Raw genomic sequence first — 18718 nt, 5'->3', positions numbered from 1 at the left:
TGTAATTAGGTTATTAAAAGATAAACATTACAAAATGATAAGAGGAGTGGATTGTATGAGTACGAAAACAAATGTTGTTGAAGTATTAAACAAGCAGGTAGCAAACTGGAATGTGTTATATGTTAAATTACATAATTATCACTGGTATGTGACAGGGCCACACTTCTTTACATTACATGAGAAATTTGAAGAGTTTTATAATGAGGCTGGAACGTATATTGATGAGTTAGCAGAACGTATTTTAGCTTTAGAAGGTAAACCATTAGCGACAATGAAAGAATATCTCGCAACATCTAGTGTCAGTGAAGGGACAAGCAAAGAATCTGCAGAAGAAATGGTGCAAACATTAGTGAATGATTATTCTGCACTTATTCAAGAATTAAAAGAAGGTATGGAAGTTGCGGGTGAAGCTGGCGATGAAACATCAGCTGACATGCTGTTAGCAATTCATACAACATTAGAACAACATGTATGGATGCTAAGTGCATTCTTAAAATAACGATAAAAAATATATAGAAACCCATTGAAAAATTATTTCAATGGGTTTTTTTATGATTTTTCAGTTTTCTTTTATGCTATAATATAGTAAAAAGGAGGCGATGCGATGTTTCGCTTTTTCAGAACTGGAAAAGAAGAGCGGGAAATTACGAAAGATGAGTTAGAACAAGCGATGGCTCAGTTTTTAGAAACGAATGCTAATATCGTTTATACAGTATTAGTAAATGATGATTATACAGTAAATTATGATCTGTTAAAACCGTATTTACCTGCATTTCCAACAAATGTTTTTCTTATAACGAAGGAAACGCTTGAGGTATTTGAACATACAGAAGAAAATTTAAACCTAGTGAAAGAAATTGATGTCGTACAAAAAGCAGTAGATCAATACGTAACAGAAAAAGAAATGTTCCCAATTGTTGAAGGTAGCGAAGATCGCCTCATATGCGGAATGAAACTAGGACCTTACTTAAATCGTAGCTTAAAAAGAGACTTATATATTTCAGAAAAACATTATTTAGTTTCAAGTAAACCAGATAGAAAAAAACAAAAGAGCGGGTAGACGTAATGAAAACAACAATACATATATTGTTGTCTTTTTTTTGTCTGTTAAAATATTGATTTTTCAGTCTATTCTTATTTATACTAAATGCATTGGACAGGGAAGAGTAACTATTAAGCATCATTCTGAGAATAAGATATTGTTAGAGTAGGTTATACAAAGTGGTATAAAGATTCGCAAAAAAATATTATAAAAGGTTTCGGGGGAATTGGTACATGAAAAATAGTATGACTTACATTCAATTATTAAATGAAACGTTACGTTGTTATGCAAATAAAGGAAGTTTTGAAGCGTACAATTATATAATGGAAAATGCTACAGGTGTAATAGGGAATGAGGCGCAAATATATAATTTTAAGTATGCGCTCGCAAGTGCATCGGGACTTGAAAAAGAAGCATTACATTTAATGAGAGAGGCCATTATAGAAAAGGGATTCTGGTATGGAAATGAGTATTTAATTTGGGACGATGATTTAAAATCACTACATAAATTTGAAGAATTTCATACAATGGTTCAATTATGTAAAGAAAGAGAAGCATTAGCACATAAAACGGAAAGACCAGACGTGAAATATATATACAGCAAGAAAGAGGGAAATCTACTACTTACATTACATGGTGACCAAGAAAATATTCAAATAGTAGAGTCATATTGGAAATCAGTTTTGACACAAGATTACACGTTAGCTTTACCACAGTCTTCACAAATTCAGTTTTCAGATGGATTTGTTTGGGGTGATCTAGAGAGAGGGAAAGGGGAATTAAAAGAGCATTACAATAAGTTTATAGAAAATCATACAGTAGAAAATGTAATAATTGGTGGTTTTTCTGCAGGGGCAAGAGTAGCTTTATATACGATTTTACAAAAAGATATAGATGTAGATGGTTTTGTTTTTATGGCACCCTGGCTTCCTGAGATTGAAGAATGGGATGAGTTGCTAAGAGTGCTGAAGGATAAACATATAAAAGGATATATAGTATGCGGGGATCAAGATGAAGACTGTTTCGAATCCACGCAGCAATTCGTACAACTATTAAGAGAGAAGAATATAGAACATAAGTATAAAGTTGTGCCTGACTTAGATCATAATTATCCTATTAACTTTGAAGAGCTATTAAAAGAAGCTATTGAATATATAGGAAATGAAAACAATAAGTAGTAAGAAAAAGAGATGCATCATATGTGATGCATCTCTTTTTAGAATTATAAATTAAAAGCATTTGCTAGTAAGCGATAAGACTTTAATTTATGTTCGAATTGATGAGTAATCGTGACAATCATAAATTCGTCAGTATTGTATGCTTTGCTTAAGTTTATTATTTTTTCTTTTACAGAAGACGGATCACCGACAATCATACGTTGACGATTTTCTTTTATACGGAATAAATCATAAGCGCTGTATGAATAATTTTGAGCAGTTTCAATAGAAGGTGTACCAGTAGTTCGTTTTCCTTGCTCTAATAATAAGATTGATAAATCTAAACTAGAAGCAATTTTTTCCGCTTCTTCATTTGTTTCTCCGCATATAACAAAGATGGCAACGATTGAATTAGGCTTATCTCCTAAAAATGAAGGCTGATATTGTTCTTGGTAAGCCCTCATAACTTCAGGGCCTCCGAAGCCGTTAATAAATTGTGCAAATGCGAAAGAAGCTCCGTTGTTTGCAGCAATTTTAGCGCTCTCTCCGCTAGAACCGAGCATCCACATTTCAGGAGATGTTGGGATAACTGGAGTGGCTCTTAAGTTTGCATAGTGATGGTTTTCTGGTACTTGATCATGTAAGTACATTGCAACGTCTGCAATTTGTTCTGGATATTGATCAAGTGAGACCATTTTCCCTTCTTGAAGTGCGCGAGTTGCTATTGGCATACCACCAGGGGCTCTACCAACACCGAGATCGATACAATTTGGATACAGTGCTTCTAGAACACGGAAATTCTCAGCCACTTTATATGGGCTATAATGCGGTAACATAACACCACCTGAACCGACTCTAATACGGTCCGTTTTTGCGGCAATATGAGAAATAAGTATTTCTGGACTTGAACCAGCTAAGCTTACGGAATTATGATGTTCGGATACCCAAAAACGTGTGAATCCGAGTTTTTCAACTTCTTGTGCAAGCGTAACTGTATGTGAAAAAGCTTGGGCTGCTGTGCTACCATCTGAAATAGGTGATTGGTCTAATACACTTAACTTGATCATAGAATATACCTCTCAATCTTAATGTACATCCTATTATATATTTACTTATGAAAAATGCGTAGTGAAATGCTCAAAATGAAAAGCGGATAATCTTATTTCCGCTTTTAACGAGAAAATCCGCGTTCATAATGATTCATTTCGACTAGATTTAAAATATATTCATAGTTGTCAATTTCACGTTTTAGTTGTTCACGTTCTTTTTCAGATAGTGTCATATTGCTAAGTTTTTTACATAAGTTTTGTTTCTTTAATTCTAAATGTTTTTTTGTAGCATCGTAGTCATAAGTATGTTTCATTTTTAACCACTCCTTCTTTGTAGTTGCTATATTATACGAAGTATAAAGAAAAGTGAGATCTGTCTCTTATGTACTTTTAGTGAATATTCAAATTGCAATGGTGTTATGTTTATGGGGATTTATGAATAAAATGCACTAAACCACTAACGTCCATTTGATGAAGTAAGGGGTGGAATTGTGCAGAAAGATATAATGTATAACACTGAAATGGATGAAGCGTTAAAAGTTATAGATAAAGGATTGAAGAAGACGATAAGCCCAAAACAGATTATTGTAGTGGGAGCTGGTATGGCTGGGTTAGTTTCAGCATCTTTATTAAAGGCTGCAGGACATGATGTGAAAATTTTTGAAGCAAATAACCGGGTAGGTGGCCGTATAGAAACGGTTAGAATGGAAGATACCGGATTATATTTAGATGTTGGAGCAATGAGAATTCCGTATACGCATACATTAACGATGGCATATATAAGAAAATTTGGGCTACAGGTGAGACCTTTTATTAATAGGAATGAGACGGATGTTATATACGTAAATGGACGGAAAACGACGTTAAAACAATATGAAAAAGATCCAAGTATTCTAAGATATCCTGTGGAAATGAATGAAGTTGGAAAAACGTCAGAGGAATTATTATTGTTAGCGGTACAGCCCATTATAAATTTTATAAAAAAGAACCCAGAAAAAAATTGGGACGTTGTAGTAAAGGATTTTGGAAGGTACTCTACTGGACAATTTTTAAAGTATCATCCTTATCAGTATAATACTTACTTTTCGCCAGTAACAATTGAGATGATCGGTGTTCTATTAGATTTAGAAGGTTTTTTAGAGCGGTCGTTTGTAGAGACTTTACGATTTTTATACATTATGCAAGAGGAGAGCGGATTTTGTGAAATTATGGGCGGGAATGATAGATTACCAAAGTCGTTTTTACCGCAATTAGAAGAAAATATTATATATAATCAAAAATTAATGAAGTTACATCAACACGATAATGGTGTGACAGCTTTCTATCGGAACGAGGAAACTTTTGAATATAGTAGTATTACAGGAGATTTAGTTATTGTTACTATCCCGTTTTCGACAATGCGTTTTGTAGAAGTAGATCCGTTTGATTCTATATCTCATGAAAAATGGAAAGCAATTCGTGAATTACATTACATGCCTGCGACGAAAATAGGAATTCAATTTAAAAGCAGATTTTGGGAAGAACAAGGGCAATTAGGTGGCAGAATTATAACAGATTTGCCAATCCGTTATGCCTATTATCCAAGTCATGGGATTGGAGAAAAAGGACCTGCTATGATGTTAGGTAGCTATACATGGTCTTACGATGCATTGTTATGGGATGGTTTATCAAAAGGCGATCGTATTTATTACACCTTACACAATTTAGCAACGATATTAGGTGGTCAAGTCTATGATGAGTTCATATCTGGAATTTCAAAAAGCTGGACATTGGATCCGTATGCGCTTGGAGGATTTGCACTTTTTCAAGCAGGTCAAGAAACTGAGCTGCAACCAGCGATTGTCAAACCAGAGGGGAGAATATTCTTCGCTGGAGATCATACAACGCTATATCACGGATGGATTCAAGGTGCGATTGAATCTGGAATTCGTGTAGCGGTGGAAGTGAATGAGTAAAAGGTTTTCAATTCAGAAAATTCTTTACTATATAACTTGAGATGGATATTATTATATATAAAAGAAATATAGGGAGTGTTTACAGTGAATCCGTTATTATTCGATTTTCCTTCTGAATTTTATACTGACAGGCTTTTTATTCGAATGCCGAAACCAGGAGATGGTAAAGTTGTATATGATGCAATTCAGGCTTCAATACAAGAACTAAAACCTTGGATGGTGTTTGCACAAAAAGAGCAAACAGAGCAAGAAGTAGAAGAAAGTATTAGAAAATCACATATTCAATTTTTGCAACGTGAAGATTTAAGATTACTAGTATTTTCGAAAGAAACAGGTGAATTTATTGCTTCAGCCGGATTACATCGTATTAATTGGGATATACCTCAATTTGAAATCGGATATTGGATTGATACAAGGTTTAGTGGAAAAGGCTATATGGTAGAGGCTGCGAAAGGTATAACGGATTACGCTTTTTCTGAATTGAAAGCAAACCGTGTAGAAATTCGTTGTGATTCTTTCAATAAGAAGAGTAGAGCGATACCTGAGAAATTAGGCTTTAAGTTAGAAGGTACGTTAGAAAGTGCGAGCGTTGCGGTAGATGGAAACGGATTAAGGGATATGTGTGTATTTGCTATGACTAGAAATACATATGAAAAAGAAGAGCTGTAAGAAAACAGCTCTTCTTTTTATGCATTATGGTACAGGATGTCCATTAGAGCTTTCGAAAATTGTAAACCATTGTTGACGGTCTAAGTTAACTTTTGTAGCAAGAGCGGCAGTTTTTACGCGATCTAATTTACCAGAGCCAACGATAGGCATCATATTAGCTGGATGAGCAAGTAACCAAGCATACATAACTGTATCGATACTAGAAACACCTAACTCAGTAGCAACTTTTTGCACAGTTTCACGTACACGTACGGCGCGTTCTGATTGACCAGTAAAAATCTCCCCACCAGCAAGAGGTGACCAAATCATTGGATTGATTCGTTTTTCTTGGCATAAATCAATTGTCCCTTTTTCAAAATGCTCAAGCTGCAATGCAGAAACTTCAATCTGGTTCGTAATAAGCGGGAAATCTAAGTACGAACTTAACATATTAAATTGTGAAGGTAAGAAGTTAGATACACCGAAGTGACGAACTTTCCCTTCTTGTTTTAATTGTGAAAATGCTTTTGCCACTTCATTTGGATCCATAAAAGGATCGGGACGATGAATAAGTAATACGTCAATATAATCTGTATGTAAATTTTTAAGTGATGCTTCTACACTTTGCATAATATGCTCTGCACTAGTATTGTAGTGAGCAACATATCGCTCTGGAAATTTCGGTGATGGGGGAGCGATTCCACACTTTGTAATAATTTGCATGTTTTCTCGTAAGGAAGGCTTTAATTGTAAAGCTTCGCCAAATAACCCTTCACACGTATATGCGCCGTAAATATCAGCGTGATCAAAAGTAGTAATTCCCATATCCATACAATCTTCAATGAAAGAAAGTAATTCTTGTTTCGTCATATTCCATTCTGCTAAACGCCAAAATCCTTGAATAATACGAGAAAATTCTAGCGTTTCAGCCATTTGAACTCGATCCATTATAAGTACCCCCTTGATGAATAATAATGTTTTGAAAAGGCTTTCTTACTACATGTTATTATATAGTTAATTAGGTGTAGAGACAATAAATATGTTTTGCTACAAAAACGATTTTCTCTATATGCTATAATGTAGAAACATATAGCTATAAGGAGATGTACGAAATGATTCCAGTAACAATATTAACTGGTTTTCTTGGATCTGGGAAAACGACATTATTAAATCGTATTTTATCAGAAAATCACGGTAAGAAATTAGCGGTGATTGTAAATGAAATAGGGCAAATTGGCATTGATAATCAGTTGATTATGAATGTGGAAGAAGAAATTATGGAAATGACAAATGGCTGTTTATGCTGTACTGTACGTGAAGATTTACTCGTTGCTTTAAAACAGTTACTGGACGTAAAAGCAGAAGGGAAAATGGATTTTGATGGTTTAGTAATTGAAACGACTGGCCTTGCAAATCCAGGCCCAATTATTCAAACATTCTTTTTAGATCCAGTCATTCAATCTGCTTACCAAATTAACGGTGTTGTAACGGTAGTAGATAGTTATCATATACATAAACATTTTGAAAAAGGATTAGAAGCAAAAGAGCAAATTGCGTTTGCTGATGTCGTTTTAGTAAATAAATTAGATTTAATTGAAGAGAATGAGAAAGAAAATCTCTTGCATGAAATTCAAGGAATTAACCCGACTGCAAAGTTAATTGAGGCGACTAACTGTGAGGTAGATATACCATCTTTATTACAAATCCAAACGTTTAAAACGAAAGATACGTTGCAAATTTACCCTCATAAAGAACATAACCACTTAGAAGGTGTGAAATCATTTGTATTACGTGAAGAACGTCCGCTGGATTTACAAAAGCTTAATGAGTGGATGTCAGCTGTCGTTCAAGAGCTAGGGGAATATTTATATCGTTACAAAGGAATTTTATCGATAGATGGAGTAGATAAACGTATCGTTTTCCAAGGTGTACATACGTTATTTGCTGCTTCGTACGATAGAGAGTGGCAAGAGGGCGAAGAGCGAGTAAGTGAAGTAGTTTTTATCGGAAGAGATATTAATAAAGAGTGGTTCCAAGAACATTTCGAGGAGTGTGTGAAATAAGTCTGCGTAAATTGCAGGCTTATTTTTTATGAGCATTCTATTAGATTGCAAAACAGAATTAAATAAGGGAGAGAAACTAAAAATTGATAAATGTATAATAAAAAGCCTGTTTTCACAGGCTTGTATTTTCGTCTATTAGTAACTCCATTACAACACCTACAACTGGACCTTCATCATCAATATCCCCATTTAAGCGGAAACCAAATGATTCATACAGTCCCATTGCAAGTTTGTTGTCTGGATGTAAACTTAAGTAAATTATTTTGCATTCAAATTTTTCTTGTAAGAATTGAATGAGTAAGCGAAGGAAACGTTTTGCGTATCCTTTTCCTTGATATTGTTGGTCAATCATAAAGCGATCGAGCCATACACTTTTATGTTTTACTGAATACCATCCATACATTGCGTATCCTACAAGTGTTTCTCCATCATATAAAACTACTGACGTTCCGTTTCCTTCATATAATGATTCTGCTAAAGAAAACGCGTTACTTTCAATAAATTGTTGCTGATCTTTTGCGACGTCTAAAGCAACTACTGAACGCCAATTTTTTGCTGTTACTTCACAAATGTGAAGATTCATAATTCCAACTCACCTTCTAAATTAATATAGCTTTAAAGCTAATATGGATAATTTTACTTGTTATTTTGGTCAAGTCAAGGATAAATACATAAAAAGGCAGCTGAATAACAAATTCAGCTGCCTAGAAAATATAATGGATTAGTTTGTTGCTTCTTTCAATGTATTTACGTTTTCTTCCATTAAAGTGAAGTAATCTTTATTATTTTTTGCATCATCTTCAGAAATAGTAGCTAAGTGATTTAAGCGTAAAACTTTTGTACCAGTTTCTTTTTGAATTACGGATGCTACTTTTGGAGTAGAGAATGTTTCGAATAAAATATATTTTAGATTATGTTCTTTTACTGTTTTTGTAATGTCAGCAAGCTGCTTTTGAGATGGTTCATCAGAAGCTGAAATTCCAGCGATAGGAATTTGTTTTAGGCCGTATCGTTGTTCCCAGTAACCATAGGCAGCATGAGAAACTAAAATTTCTTTCGTTTTTGCGTTCGCTACAGCTGCCTTAAATCCATCGTCTAAATCAGTAAATTTAGTTTGAAGTGCTGCAAAGTTTTTTTCGAATTCTTGTTTATGTTCAGGTTGTAATTCTACAAGTGCATTTTTAATTTTTTCTGCCTGTTTCATTGCTAGAGTAGGATCTAACCAAACATGCGGGTCTTTATCGTGATGATGTTCATCTTCTTTATGGCCATCTCCATGATCATGATGCTCTTCTTCAGTAGAAGCACGAAGCTCAATACCTTTAGATGCATTTACAATTTTAACATTTTCTTTTTGTAATGTTTTTTCCATTTTTTCAGCAAATGGTTCTAATTCAGCGCCGTTATAAACAAATAAATCGGCTTTTGCAACTTGTACTGTTTGTTTTTGACTTGGTTCAAATGTATGTGAATCTGCACCAGGTGGGTAAATCGCTTCAACATTTACATAGTCGCCACCGATTTTCTTTGCGAAATCAGCAAGTGGGAAAATCGTTGTATAAACTGTTAGCTTTCCATCTTTCTTGGCATTACTTTCTTTTTTATTTGAGCAGCCAGCGAAAATTAAGGTAAAAATAAGTAAGAATGAAAATATAGTCAATCTTTTAGGCATGAAGTTCTCCTCTTTTCTTTTTTACGGATATATTTTCCCAATTATAGAAGAAAAATATCATTTTAATACAAAACGGAATAATTACGTTTTAGTTTGCGAACTTAGTATAATACATCTTTAATAAAGTTGCAATAAATAATAATCATTCCGATTTGTTTTTGTTATAAAGTTGTCAAATATAGGTGTATTATTTTTGCAAATGCATGCATATGTGACAACGCTGTTTTCATATATTGAAAAGGAGGTAAAGAGGGGGATGAGCGCTTGGGTTACTTAATGGAAGCTATTTTATTAATATTAGCGGTAGTATTGCCATTATCTTTCGTATTAATTTTTTTAAGAAAATTAATAAGTAATTTAGGGGACGCTACAACAATAACGAAATTACAAGAGAGAGATGAGAAAAAAGAGTGAGTAAAGCACTATGCGTACGCATAGTGTTTTACTTGTGGTAAAATAAGAGCAGGAAACTCCTAAAGGTTGTATTTTACTAAAGGAGAGAAAAGTAAAATAAGAGGTATATGCATATATGAATAAGCGAACAGCGTTAATACTTGGTGCAAGTGGTTTAGTTGGACAAGAGATAACGCGTCTATTACTTGGATCAGATTACTACGATTCGGTTACTATTTTTGTAAGAGAGCCAATGCAATTGCAACATGAGAAGTTACAGCAGAAACAAGTTGATTTTTCGGTATTAGAGGAATATAAAGAGTTCTTTGCTGTGGATGATGTTTTTAGTTGCTTAGGAACAACAATAAAAAAAGCAAAAACAAAAGCAAATTTTAAAAAAGTAGATTATGAATATACGTTACGAGCTGCGTGTTTAGCTGAAAAACAAGGGGTACAAAATTTCCTTGTCGTGTCTTCTATGGGAGCGAATCCTAAATCATTCTTCTTTTATTCACAAGTGAAAGGAAAAATGGAAGAAGAATTGCAAAAGTTAGTGATTGGTGGTATTCACATTTTTAGACCATCATTATTAGTAGGAAATCGACAAGAATTTCGTTTCGGCGAACGAATGGCTGAAAAGTTATCTCGTATTATTCCGTTTATCTTTAAAGGAGCTTTCAAAAAATATAAACCAATTTCAGCTAAAGATGTGGCGAAAGGGATGTATATAACCGCGCTACGAGAAGAATCGGGTATCCATACTTATAATTCAAATGAAATTACAACGATAGAATAAATAAAACCGAGAAGAATGACTTCTCGGTTTTATTTATTCGTATGAATTTTTCCTGGTGCTCGCTTATATTGGTGAGGTTCTTGCAATTCAAAGCCAAGTTCATTGGCCGCTATTCTCGGAAAATACGGATTGCGAAGTAATTCACGTCCGATGAAAATTAAATCTGCTTCGTTATTATTTAAAATTTGCTCTGCTTGTACTCCGGTCGTAATCAATCCAACTGCACCAGTTGCAATGTTAGCATGCTCTTTAATATGTTTGGCATATTGTACTTGATAACCGGGATACACATCAATATGTGCTGGTACAACTGCGCCAGAACTACAATCGATTAAATCTATTCCCTGTTCTTTCATCCACTTTGTATACTGAACGTAATCTTGAACCGTTAGCCCGTCAGGATGATAATCATTTGCTGAAATACGAACGAATATTGGTCCGTCCCAAACTTCATTTATCGAGTCAATGATTTCGCGTAAGAAACGATAGCGGTTTTCAGGTGAACCACCATATTCATCAGTCCGCTTATTGGAAAGCGGAGAAAGAAATTCATTAATAAGATAACCATGAGCACCGTGTATTTCAATAACATCAAATCCAGCTTGTTTTGATCGTACTGCAGCTTGCTGAAAAGCTAATACGGTATCTTTAATTTGGTGTTTGCTCATTTCTATTGGCATTTTCATTGTTTCATTAAATGGAATGGCTGAAGGAGCTAACGCATCTGTTTCTAGTTCTGCTTTTCTTCCGGCGTGAGCGAGTTGAATGGCAGCTTTTGCACCATTATCATGTATAAAAGTAGTCGTTTTATGTAAGCCTTCAATTAAACTGTTATCCCAAATGCCTAAGTCTTTATTTGAAATTCGACCTTCAGGTAACACGGCTGTTGCTTCAATCATAACTAAACCAACTTGACCGGCAGCTCTTGTTCCATAATGAATGAGATGGAAATTCGTTACTTGGCCATCCCCGTTTTCCGATGAATACATGCACATAGGTGACATAACAATCCGGTTTTTTAATGTAACGTCCTTAATTGTATAAGGTGAAAAAAGTTCGGAATTCATCCAATAGCCTCCTAGATTGAATTTTCTTACATTGTATCATTCTCTTTTTTGTTTCTCTAATAAAACGCTTATACGAAAAATTTTGTATATTCGTGTTACAATGACTAATATGAACTGAATTGGAGGATGGCATATGTACCAGGCTTATTATGAAAGCGAAGTAGGTTTGCTTGAAATTACAGCGAATCAAGAAGGAATTACGTCTGTTATATTTGTTGATGAACGACAAGAAGAAAATAAAAATGAAATGATAGAACAATGTATAAATGAGTTAGATGAATATTTTAAAGGGAAAAGAAAAGAGTTTACGGTCCCGCTGTCTGCGGAGGGAACAGCATTTCAAAAAAATGTATGGGATGCACTTTATACTATTCCGTACGGCGTAAGTGCTTCATATTTAGATATTGCAGAGAAAGTTGGAAATACAAAAGCTGTACGGGCAATAGGAGGGGCAAATAGTCGGAATCCAATTTCAATAATTGTTCCATGTCACCGTGTAATAGGGAAGAGTGGAAAGCTTGTTGGATATGCTGGTGGTTTATGGAGGAAAGAGTGGTTATTAAAACACGAAGGTATTTTGAAATGACGTATGGATGGGAAGAGGGATTGTTTTGAAATGTATAAATTGTGGGCAACCTTGCGAGGAGGAACAGTTAAATTGTGCAAGTTGTCAGCGAAACTTGGATAATGAACAAGAGGAAGGTAGCTCGTTAATAGATAAAGAACTAGAAGTATATGTAGGGAGACAATATCCGTATTACAAAAGGAAATGGGAGCTTGAGAATAAGCGGATTGCTAGGTGGAGCTGGAATGGTTGGGCTGCTATTTTCAATATAGGCTGGCTAGGATATCGTAAGTATTATGTACCAGCTGCTTTATTTATGTTGTTATTAGTAGCGTGTGATGCATTTTCGTATTATATGGGGTTTAATGTAGCGTTGCCAATCATTAATATGGTGCCTCTTACGTTTTTATTACTCATTTTTATTCTGTTTGGAATGGGGATTTTTGCAAATGGACTATACTATCAATTTGCGGAAAGACGTATATACCGAATAAAAGCAAGAGAAATAAAAGATAAATCAGTTGAAAACTATCTAATCAATGATAGCGGCGGAACGAGCAAAATGGGAGCGACAATTGTTACTATTTTAGCAGTTGCTAGCATATTTTTTAGTCATTTCTTTTTTCCGACTGATCGAGACGTTATTCAAAAGGTTCGTACAAGCTCGCTTTATGAATATCCTTTCTTTTCAATAGGTGAATCTTTCGAAAATTATTTTCAAAATGCAGGTTGGATATATTATCGTGGAACGGAAGGGTTAGAATTAGTAGAATTCCAAGGATATAACACCGGAACGCCAAGACAAAAGGTGAAGATTCAATTTGTTGTCGATTATAAATTAGGTGAAGTGGAACCATACTCACTTATGGTTAATGGTGAATCTAAAACTGAAGAAGAGTTTTTGAAGCTGATGGAAGAAATATTTAAAGTTCAAAATCCATTTGATATAGAGGATGGATTACAAATAAATGCTATTCAAGAAAGCGGCTGGAAAGAAATTTCTGATCGCTTTTTTCTATGTTTGTTAAAATAAATATTTAAAATAATCAGAATCTTTTGTATAATGAAATATATTATATAGGATTTAACTTATACATATAGATTGGGGGAAGGAAGAATGAAGAGAAAGACAACAACAATTGCTGCACTTGCGTTAACGACGAGTGTATTGGTTGCAGGATGTGGGAATGGTGAGAAGGCTTCGACAACGAAGAAAGAATCGAATAAGGGAATGGCCGATAAACAAGTTTTAAATTTGCTAGAAACAGCTGAAATTCCTTCAATGGATACATCTAAATCAACGGATTCTGTATCTTTCCGTGTATTTGTAAATGCAATGGAAGGTTTATATCGTCTAGATAAAGATAATAAACCAACACCAGGTATGGCAAAAGATGTGAAGATTAGTGAAGATAAAAAGACATATACATTTGAATTACGTGATGCGAAATGGTCAAATGGTGATCCAGTTCGAGCACAAGATTTTGTATATGCATGGCAACGTACATTAGATAAAGCAATAGCGGCAGAATATGCATTCATTTTATTTGATGTGAAAAATGCACAGAAAGTAAATAAAGGTGAATTACCAGCAGATCAATTGGGTGTTAAAGCGAAGGATGATAAAACGTTGGTAGTAGAATTAGAGCAACCAGCACCTTATTTTCTTGAGCTTACGTCGTTCCCTACATTTTTCCCATTAAATGAAAAATATGTGAAAGAGCAAGGAGATAAATACGGATTAGAAGCAGATAAATTAGTATATAATGGACCATTTACAATGAGTCAATGGAAACATGAACAAAATTATCAGTTGAAGAAAAATCCTAATTATTGGGATAAAGATACTGTAAAGTTAGACGAAATTAATGTAAGTATTGTGAAGGAAACAAGCACGGGAGTAAATTTATATGATAGTGATCAAGCAGATCGAGTTATTTTAACTTCTGAATTTGTTGATAAATATAAAAAGAATAAGCCAGATGAATTTAAAACGAAGTTAGATCCACGCATATATTTCTTACGTTTTAACCAAAAAAATGCAACATTTAAAAACCAAAAGGTACGTGAAGCGATTGATTTAGCATACGATAAAAAAGGAATTGCTGATGTCATTTTAAATGACGGTTCATTGCCAGCATATTTCTTAGTACCTGAAAAATTCACGACAGGTCCGGATGGAAAAGATTTCCGCTCTGTAAATAAAAACTTCCGTGATAGTAAAGATAATGCAGAGAAAGCAAAAAAATTATGGGAAGAAGCGAAGAAAGAGCTTGGTCAAGATACAATTACGGTTGAATTACTAAACGATGATAACGGTAGCCGTAAAAAAGTGGGCGACTTTATTAAGGAAGAACTAGAGAAAAACTTGCCTGGTATTAAAGTGAATTTGAAACAGCAACCATACAAGCAGAAGCTAGATTTAGAAAAGAAATTCCAATATGAATTCTCATTATCTGCATGGAGCCCTGATTATCCGGATCCAATGACTTATATTGATATGTTTGTTACTGGAAGCTCATTTAATGAAATGGATTATTCTAATCCGAAGTATGATGATTTAGTAGCGAAATCAAAAGGAGAGCTATTAAAAGATGATAAAGCACGCTGGAATGCACTTGCGGAAGCTGAAAAAATCTTAATTGGTCAAGACGCAGCAATTTCTCCTACGTACCAACAAAGTACAGCTTATTTAGAGAAGCCGTTTGTAAAAGACATTGCTAACCATACGTTTGGTGGGGACTTCAGTTATAAATGGGCATATATTACAAAAAAATAGTATAATAAAAGATGAGTGAATTTTCGCTCATCTTTTATTTGTATAAGGAGGAATTATAGTTGTTAAGGGGAATCAATCATATTTGTTTTTCGGTATCTAATTTAGAAAACTCTATTATGTTTTATGAAAAAGTATTAGAAGGAGAATTATTAGTTAAAGGAAGGGAATTGGCTTATTTTAACATATGTGGAGTGTGGATAGCGCTTAATGAAGAGACGCATATTCCGAGAAATGAGATTCATCAATCTTATACGCACATTGCATTTTCTGTTGAACAAGAAGACTTTAAATGTCTAATAAAGCGATTAGAAGAAAATGATGTTCATATTTTACAAGGAAGAGAACGTGATGTAAGAGATTGCGAATCTATATACTTTGTTGATCCTGACGGTCATAAATTTGAATTTCACTCAGGGACACTGCAAGACCGTTTAAATTATTATAGAGATGAGAAACCTCATATGACATTTTATTAGGGAGGGATAGTATTTGCATGCACTTGTAATTGGTGGAACAGGAATGCTAAAGAAAGTTTCTATGTGGCTTTGTGAGAAAGGATTTTATGTTTCTATTATCGGGCGAGACGAAGTGAAATTAGAAAATGTTAAGCAAATGAGTTCTGCACCAGAAAATATTACATGCCTTTCGTTAGATTATCATAATGATGAAGATGTAAAGCTAGCTATTAAAAGTACAATTAAGAAAAATGGCCCGATCACATTAGTTGTTGCATGGGTACACACAAGTGCAAAACATGCACTATCAAATATTTGTAAAGAACTAGATTTGTCGTCTAAAACATATAGTTTATTTCATATTTTAGGTAGTAAAGCATCACGTATGCCTGCACAAAAAATGGGGAGTACGCGATGTATTTATCATAGAATTATTTTAGGTTTTATTTTAGAAGATACATATGGAAAATGGCTTACTCATGAAGAGATAGCTGATGGAGTTATAAAAGGGATTGAAAGTAAACGAGCGGAGTGGATTGTAGGGAGAGTTGAACCGTGGGAATTACGACCAACATGGTGAGGGGGAGTAAGAAATGAAAACAACTATATATGTAACAAGGCATGGTGAAACAGAGTGGAATGTAGCGAAGCGAATGCAGGGACGAAAAAATTCTGCTTTAACTGAAAATGGTATAGTTCAGGCGAAACAATTAGGAAATCGAATGAAAGATTTACCAATCCATGCGATCTATAGTAGTCCGAGCGAAAGAACACTTCATACGGCAGAGTTAATAAAGGGGGAACGTGATATACCCATTATAGCGGATGAGCATTTCTATGAAATCAACATGGGTATATGGGAAGGAGAAACAATCGCGGATATAGAAAAGCAATTTCCAGAAGAAGTACATCTATTTTGGAATGAGCCACATCTTTTTCAGTCAACATCAGGCGAAAATTTTGAGGCCGTTTATGAAAGAGTAATTGAAGGGGTGCATCTTCTTTTAGAGAAGCATAAAGGACAAAACATATTGATTGTTTCTCATGCGGCAGCAGCAAAATTACTTGTAGGGCATTTCGCGCGAATTGAAATAGAAAATGTGTGGGATGATCCATTTATGCATAGTGCCAGTTTGAGCATAATAGAATTTGAAGAGGGTATTGGTAAAGTGAAACAATTTGCAGATATAAGTCACTTTCAATAAATATAAAAAAGGCCGCAAAACGGCCTTTTTTTGGTGGTATAAAAACTAGCAGTTACGTTTTTTATACCAGAAGTGATCGAATTTCTTATTTTTGCAAGATGGGAATTTATGTCCGCCTTTGCAATCATTCCATTTGTGTCCGCTATCGTGACAGTCTTTACCATGATCACATGAATCATCGCAAGAGCCACCGTGTCCGTTAGGGAAGAACTCGCATTTTTTACAGTAACATCGTTTAGTCCAGTAAAATTTCTTTTCAAAGCGTACACATTTTGTAACGAAAGTACAATGTTTTCTACGCGTACGTTTTGTAACTAAAACGCATTCTTTTCTACGTGTTACTTTCGTAACGAACGTCCATTTTTGAACGCGTACGCGAGTACATTTCGTAACAAATGTCCATTTTTTTACATGAGTACATTTTGTAACGAAAGTACAATGTTTCACACGAGTACATCTTGTTCTTGGGCAATTACAATCATCGCTACATTCAACTTTTGAAGAGCAATCATCATCGCATTCAAAAGTACTTGGATCTTGGTGTAAGAAATCCTCCATCCCAGCACTTTTGATTTCTTCAACAGCTTTTCTAATATCACGTTTCATAGAAATCCTCCTTATCATGTATTAAGTTGAAAAGGTATTCTTTTTCCTTAACATGATATGTATATAGGCATCTTTCTGAACAGGACAAGAGTGTAATTTTCTATAAATAGATGATAGCGGATGTATGGACAAGACAAGGCGCATACATTGAATGAAGAGAACTGAGAAGGGATGAGAAAACATGCTGCCTTCATATGATTTTTTTGTTCATCCAATGTACTTAGTGGAATTGAAAAAGGACATTTGGTCAGATAGTCCAGTGCCAGCAAAATTAACTTATGGAAAAAAGAAGTATGATATTGATATCGTATACCGAGGAGCTCATATTCGCGAATTTGAGAAAAAGTCTTATCATGTTATGTTTTATAAGCCTAAAAAATTTCAAGGTGCGAAAGAGTTTCATTTGAATTCGGAGTTTATGGATCCGTCTCTCATACGAAATAAATTATCTTTAGATTTTTTTCATGATATTGGTGTACTTTCGCCAAAATCACAACATGTATTTATAAAAATTAATGGTCAAATTCAAGGTGTGTATTTACAGTTAGAATCCGTTGATGAAAATTTTTTGAAAAATAGAGGATTACCGAGTGGTTCTATTTATTATGCGATAGATGATGATGCGAATTTTTCATTAATGAGTGAACGAGATAAAGATGTTAAGACGGAGCTTTTTGCGGGTTATGAATTTAAATATTCGAATAAAAATAGTGAAGAACAATTGAGTGAATTTGTATTTCAAGCGAATACTTTGACGAGGGAAGCCTATGAAAAAGAAATTGGGAAGTTTCTACATGTAGATAAATATTTACGATGGTTAGCAGGAGTTATTTTTACGCAAAACTTTGATGGTTTTGTTCATAACTATGCACTATATCATAACGATGAAACAAACTTATTTGAAGTTATACCGTGGGATTATGATGCGACTTGGGGGCGAGATGTACAAGGGAGACCACTTAATCATGAATATATTCGCATTCAAGGGTATAATACGTTAAGTGCAAGATTGCTAGACATACCTGTATTTAGAAAGCAGTATCGAAGTATTTTAGAAGAAATATTAGAAAATCAATTTACAGTTTCGGTTATGAGGCCGAAAGTAGAAGGGTTGTGTGAATTGATTCGTCCATATTTACTACAAGATCCATACATGAAAGAAAAATTAGAAACATTTGATCAAGAGGCTGATATGATTTATGAATATATAAATAAAAGAAGAAAATATATACAAGACCACTTACATGAATTGGATTAATTTTGAAA

Annotated in this window: 22 protein-coding genes; 15 read left to right on the top strand and 7 right to left on the bottom strand. The window is 34.3% G+C overall.

Going from position 1 to position 18718, the window contains the following annotated elements; translation table 11 throughout:
- The first annotated feature begins 55 nt into the window (after positions 1-55).
- From F3I02_RS01875 to F3I02_RS01865, 3 genes are all read left to right on the top strand, one after another.
- On the top strand, positions 56-499 hold the full coding sequence (locus tag F3I02_RS01875; protein ID WP_000105199.1) for a Dps family protein: 444 nt from the start codon (positions 56-58) through the stop codon (positions 497-499).
- Positions 500-604: 105 nt separating this feature from the next.
- A complete protein-coding gene (locus tag F3I02_RS01870) occupies positions 605-1060 on the top strand; it encodes a DUF3939 domain-containing protein (protein ID WP_000488208.1) in 456 nt (151 codons plus the stop codon).
- 215 nt (positions 1061-1275) lie between these two features.
- The gene (locus tag F3I02_RS01865) at positions 1276-2220 is read left to right on the top strand and encodes an alpha/beta hydrolase (RefSeq protein WP_196477504.1); all 945 of its coding nucleotides are present in this window, start codon (positions 1276-1278) and stop codon (positions 2218-2220) included.
- A gap of 44 nt (positions 2221-2264) precedes the next feature.
- On the opposite strand, the gene F3I02_RS01860 is transcribed toward F3I02_RS01865, so the two are convergent.
- Positions 2265-3266, bottom strand: coding sequence for an LLM class flavin-dependent oxidoreductase (locus tag F3I02_RS01860; RefSeq protein WP_196477503.1), 1002 nt, complete (start codon positions 3264-3266; stop codon positions 2265-2267).
- A 104-nt stretch (positions 3267-3370) separates the two neighbouring features.
- Complete coding sequence (locus F3I02_RS01855) at positions 3371-3562, bottom strand: DUF3896 family protein (RefSeq protein WP_000683359.1); 192 nt, start codon at positions 3560-3562, stop codon at positions 3371-3373.
- A gap of 177 nt (positions 3563-3739) precedes the next feature.
- On the opposite strand from F3I02_RS01855, the gene F3I02_RS01850 reads away from it, so the two are divergent.
- Positions 3740-5203 carry a flavin monoamine oxidase family protein gene (locus F3I02_RS01850; protein WP_001168124.1) on the top strand — a complete coding sequence of 488 codons (1464 nt, stop codon included), beginning with the start codon at positions 3740-3742 and terminating at the stop codon, positions 5201-5203.
- An 84-nt stretch (positions 5204-5287) separates the two neighbouring features.
- A complete protein-coding gene (locus F3I02_RS01845; protein ID WP_001068749.1) occupies positions 5288-5872 on the top strand; it encodes a GNAT family N-acetyltransferase in 585 nt (194 codons plus the stop codon).
- 24 nt (positions 5873-5896) lie between these two features.
- Here F3I02_RS01845 and F3I02_RS01840 read toward each other — a convergent pair whose 3' ends face one another.
- On the bottom strand, positions 5897-6799 hold the full coding sequence (locus tag F3I02_RS01840) for an aldo/keto reductase (protein WP_000376358.1): 903 nt from the start codon (positions 6797-6799) through the stop codon (positions 5897-5899).
- A 164-nt stretch (positions 6800-6963) separates the two neighbouring features.
- On the opposite strand from F3I02_RS01840, the gene F3I02_RS01835 reads away from it, so the two are divergent.
- Positions 6964-7914, top strand: a complete 951-nt coding sequence (locus tag F3I02_RS01835; RefSeq protein WP_000613422.1) for a CobW family GTP-binding protein — start codon at positions 6964-6966, stop codon at positions 7912-7914.
- Positions 7915-8026: 112 nt separating this feature from the next.
- Here F3I02_RS01835 and F3I02_RS01830 read toward each other — a convergent pair whose 3' ends face one another.
- Positions 8027-8497, bottom strand: coding sequence for a GNAT family N-acetyltransferase (locus tag F3I02_RS01830; RefSeq protein WP_196477502.1), 471 nt, complete (start codon positions 8495-8497; stop codon positions 8027-8029).
- 138 nt (positions 8498-8635) lie between these two features.
- Positions 8636-9586 (bottom strand): metal ABC transporter substrate-binding protein, encoded by a 951-nt coding sequence (locus F3I02_RS01825; RefSeq protein ID WP_001126151.1) that lies wholly within the window; start codon positions 9584-9586, stop codon positions 8636-8638.
- A 264-nt stretch (positions 9587-9850) separates the two neighbouring features.
- Between F3I02_RS01825 and F3I02_RS01820 the strand changes: the two genes are divergently transcribed.
- Entirely contained in the window at positions 9851-10000 is a 150-nt protein-coding gene (locus F3I02_RS01820) for a hypothetical protein (protein ID WP_000540931.1), read from the top strand.
- Positions 10001-10115: 115 nt separating this feature from the next.
- Positions 10116-10775 carry an oxidoreductase gene (locus tag F3I02_RS01815; protein WP_001042740.1) on the top strand — a complete coding sequence of 220 codons (660 nt, stop codon included), beginning with the start codon at positions 10116-10118 and terminating at the stop codon, positions 10773-10775.
- A 29-nt stretch (positions 10776-10804) separates the two neighbouring features.
- Here F3I02_RS01815 and namA read toward each other — a convergent pair whose 3' ends face one another.
- Positions 10805-11842: an NADPH dehydrogenase NamA gene (namA, locus tag F3I02_RS01810; RefSeq protein WP_001083646.1), complete on the bottom strand. Its 1038-nt coding sequence runs from the start codon at positions 11840-11842 to the stop codon at positions 10805-10807.
- Between the two features lie 133 nt (positions 11843-11975).
- Between namA and F3I02_RS01805 the strand changes: the two genes are divergently transcribed.
- From F3I02_RS01805 to F3I02_RS01780, 6 genes are all read left to right on the top strand, one after another.
- Positions 11976-12428: a methylated-DNA--[protein]-cysteine S-methyltransferase gene (locus F3I02_RS01805; protein WP_000283913.1), complete on the top strand. Its 453-nt coding sequence runs from the start codon at positions 11976-11978 to the stop codon at positions 12426-12428.
- Positions 12429-12435: 7 nt separating this feature from the next.
- Positions 12436-13440, top strand: a complete 1005-nt coding sequence (locus tag F3I02_RS01800; protein WP_374058636.1) for a DUF2628 domain-containing protein — start codon at positions 12436-12438, stop codon at positions 13438-13440.
- Between the two features lie 84 nt (positions 13441-13524).
- Positions 13525-15186 (top strand): peptide ABC transporter substrate-binding protein, encoded by a 1662-nt coding sequence (locus tag F3I02_RS01795; protein ID WP_000824272.1) that lies wholly within the window; start codon positions 13525-13527, stop codon positions 15184-15186.
- Positions 15187-15245: 59 nt separating this feature from the next.
- A complete protein-coding gene (gene fosB, locus F3I02_RS01790; RefSeq protein ID WP_061884085.1) occupies positions 15246-15662 on the top strand; it encodes a FosBx1 family fosfomycin resistance bacillithiol transferase in 417 nt (138 codons plus the stop codon).
- A gap of 13 nt (positions 15663-15675) precedes the next feature.
- Positions 15676-16221, top strand: a complete 546-nt coding sequence (locus tag F3I02_RS01785; protein ID WP_000543109.1) for a short-chain dehydrogenase — start codon at positions 15676-15678, stop codon at positions 16219-16221.
- A 13-nt stretch (positions 16222-16234) separates the two neighbouring features.
- Positions 16235-16846 (top strand): phosphoserine phosphatase 1, encoded by a 612-nt coding sequence (locus F3I02_RS01780; RefSeq protein ID WP_000858824.1) that lies wholly within the window; start codon positions 16235-16237, stop codon positions 16844-16846.
- Between the two features lie 45 nt (positions 16847-16891).
- Here F3I02_RS01780 and exsB read toward each other — a convergent pair whose 3' ends face one another.
- Positions 16892-17452, bottom strand: a complete 561-nt coding sequence (gene exsB / locus F3I02_RS01775; protein WP_000817483.1) for an exosporium protein ExsB — start codon at positions 17450-17452, stop codon at positions 16892-16894.
- 181 nt (positions 17453-17633) lie between these two features.
- On the opposite strand from exsB, the gene cotH reads away from it, so the two are divergent.
- Entirely contained in the window at positions 17634-18710 is a 1077-nt protein-coding gene (gene cotH / locus F3I02_RS01770; RefSeq protein WP_000938002.1) for a spore coat protein CotH, read from the top strand.
- The last annotated feature ends 8 nt before the right edge of the window (positions 18711-18718 follow it).

It is taken from the genome of Bacillus sp. SRB3LM, from assembly GCF_015712745.1.
In the GTDB taxonomy this organism is placed as follows: domain Bacteria; phylum Bacillota; class Bacilli; order Bacillales; family Bacillaceae_G; genus Bacillus_A; species Bacillus_A thuringiensis_K.
This window is presented reverse-complemented; position numbering and strand designations above follow the sequence as displayed.

What these genes read in the sequence shown, in the direction of transcription:
- F3I02_RS01875 (WP_000105199.1), top strand. Translation starts at nt 56, where the DNA reads ATGAGTACGAAAACAAATGTTGTTGAAGTATTAAACAAGCAGGTAGCA.
- F3I02_RS01870 (WP_000488208.1), top strand. Translation starts at nt 605, where the DNA reads ATGTTTCGCTTTTTCAGAACTGGAAAAGAAGAGCGGGAAATTACGAAA.
- F3I02_RS01865 (WP_196477504.1), top strand. Translation starts at nt 1,276, where the DNA reads ATGAAAAATAGTATGACTTACATTCAATTATTAAATGAAACGTTACGT.
- F3I02_RS01860 (WP_196477503.1), bottom strand. Translation starts at nt 3,266, where the DNA reads ATGATCAAGTTAAGTGTATTAGACCAATCACCTATTTCAGATGGTAGC.
- F3I02_RS01855 (WP_000683359.1), bottom strand. Translation starts at nt 3,562, where the DNA reads ATGAAACATACTTATGACTACGATGCTACAAAAAAACATTTAGAATTA.
- F3I02_RS01840 (WP_000376358.1), bottom strand. Translation starts at nt 6,799, where the DNA reads ATGGATCGAGTTCAAATGGCTGAAACGCTAGAATTTTCTCGTATTATT.
- F3I02_RS01835 (WP_000613422.1), top strand. Translation starts at nt 6,964, where the DNA reads ATGATTCCAGTAACAATATTAACTGGTTTTCTTGGATCTGGGAAAACG.
- F3I02_RS01830 (WP_196477502.1), bottom strand. Translation starts at nt 8,497, where the DNA reads ATGAATCTTCACATTTGTGAAGTAACAGCAAAAAATTGGCGTTCAGTA.
- F3I02_RS01825 (WP_001126151.1), bottom strand. Translation starts at nt 9,586, where the DNA reads ATGCCTAAAAGATTGACTATATTTTCATTCTTACTTATTTTTACCTTA.
- F3I02_RS01815 (WP_001042740.1), top strand. Translation starts at nt 10,116, where the DNA reads ATGAATAAGCGAACAGCGTTAATACTTGGTGCAAGTGGTTTAGTTGGA.
- namA (WP_001083646.1), bottom strand. Translation starts at nt 11,842, where the DNA reads ATGAATTCCGAACTTTTTTCACCTTATACAATTAAGGACGTTACATTA.
- F3I02_RS01805 (WP_000283913.1), top strand. Translation starts at nt 11,976, where the DNA reads ATGTACCAGGCTTATTATGAAAGCGAAGTAGGTTTGCTTGAAATTACA.
- F3I02_RS01800 (WP_374058636.1), top strand. Translation starts at nt 12,436, where the DNA reads ATGGGAAGAGGGATTGTTTTGAAATGTATAAATTGTGGGCAACCTTGC.
- F3I02_RS01795 (WP_000824272.1), top strand. Translation starts at nt 13,525, where the DNA reads ATGAAGAGAAAGACAACAACAATTGCTGCACTTGCGTTAACGACGAGT.
- F3I02_RS01780 (WP_000858824.1), top strand. Translation starts at nt 16,235, where the DNA reads ATGAAAACAACTATATATGTAACAAGGCATGGTGAAACAGAGTGGAAT.
- exsB (WP_000817483.1), bottom strand. Translation starts at nt 17,452, where the DNA reads ATGAAACGTGATATTAGAAAAGCTGTTGAAGAAATCAAAAGTGCTGGG.
- cotH (WP_000938002.1), top strand. Translation starts at nt 17,634, where the DNA reads ATGCTGCCTTCATATGATTTTTTTGTTCATCCAATGTACTTAGTGGAA.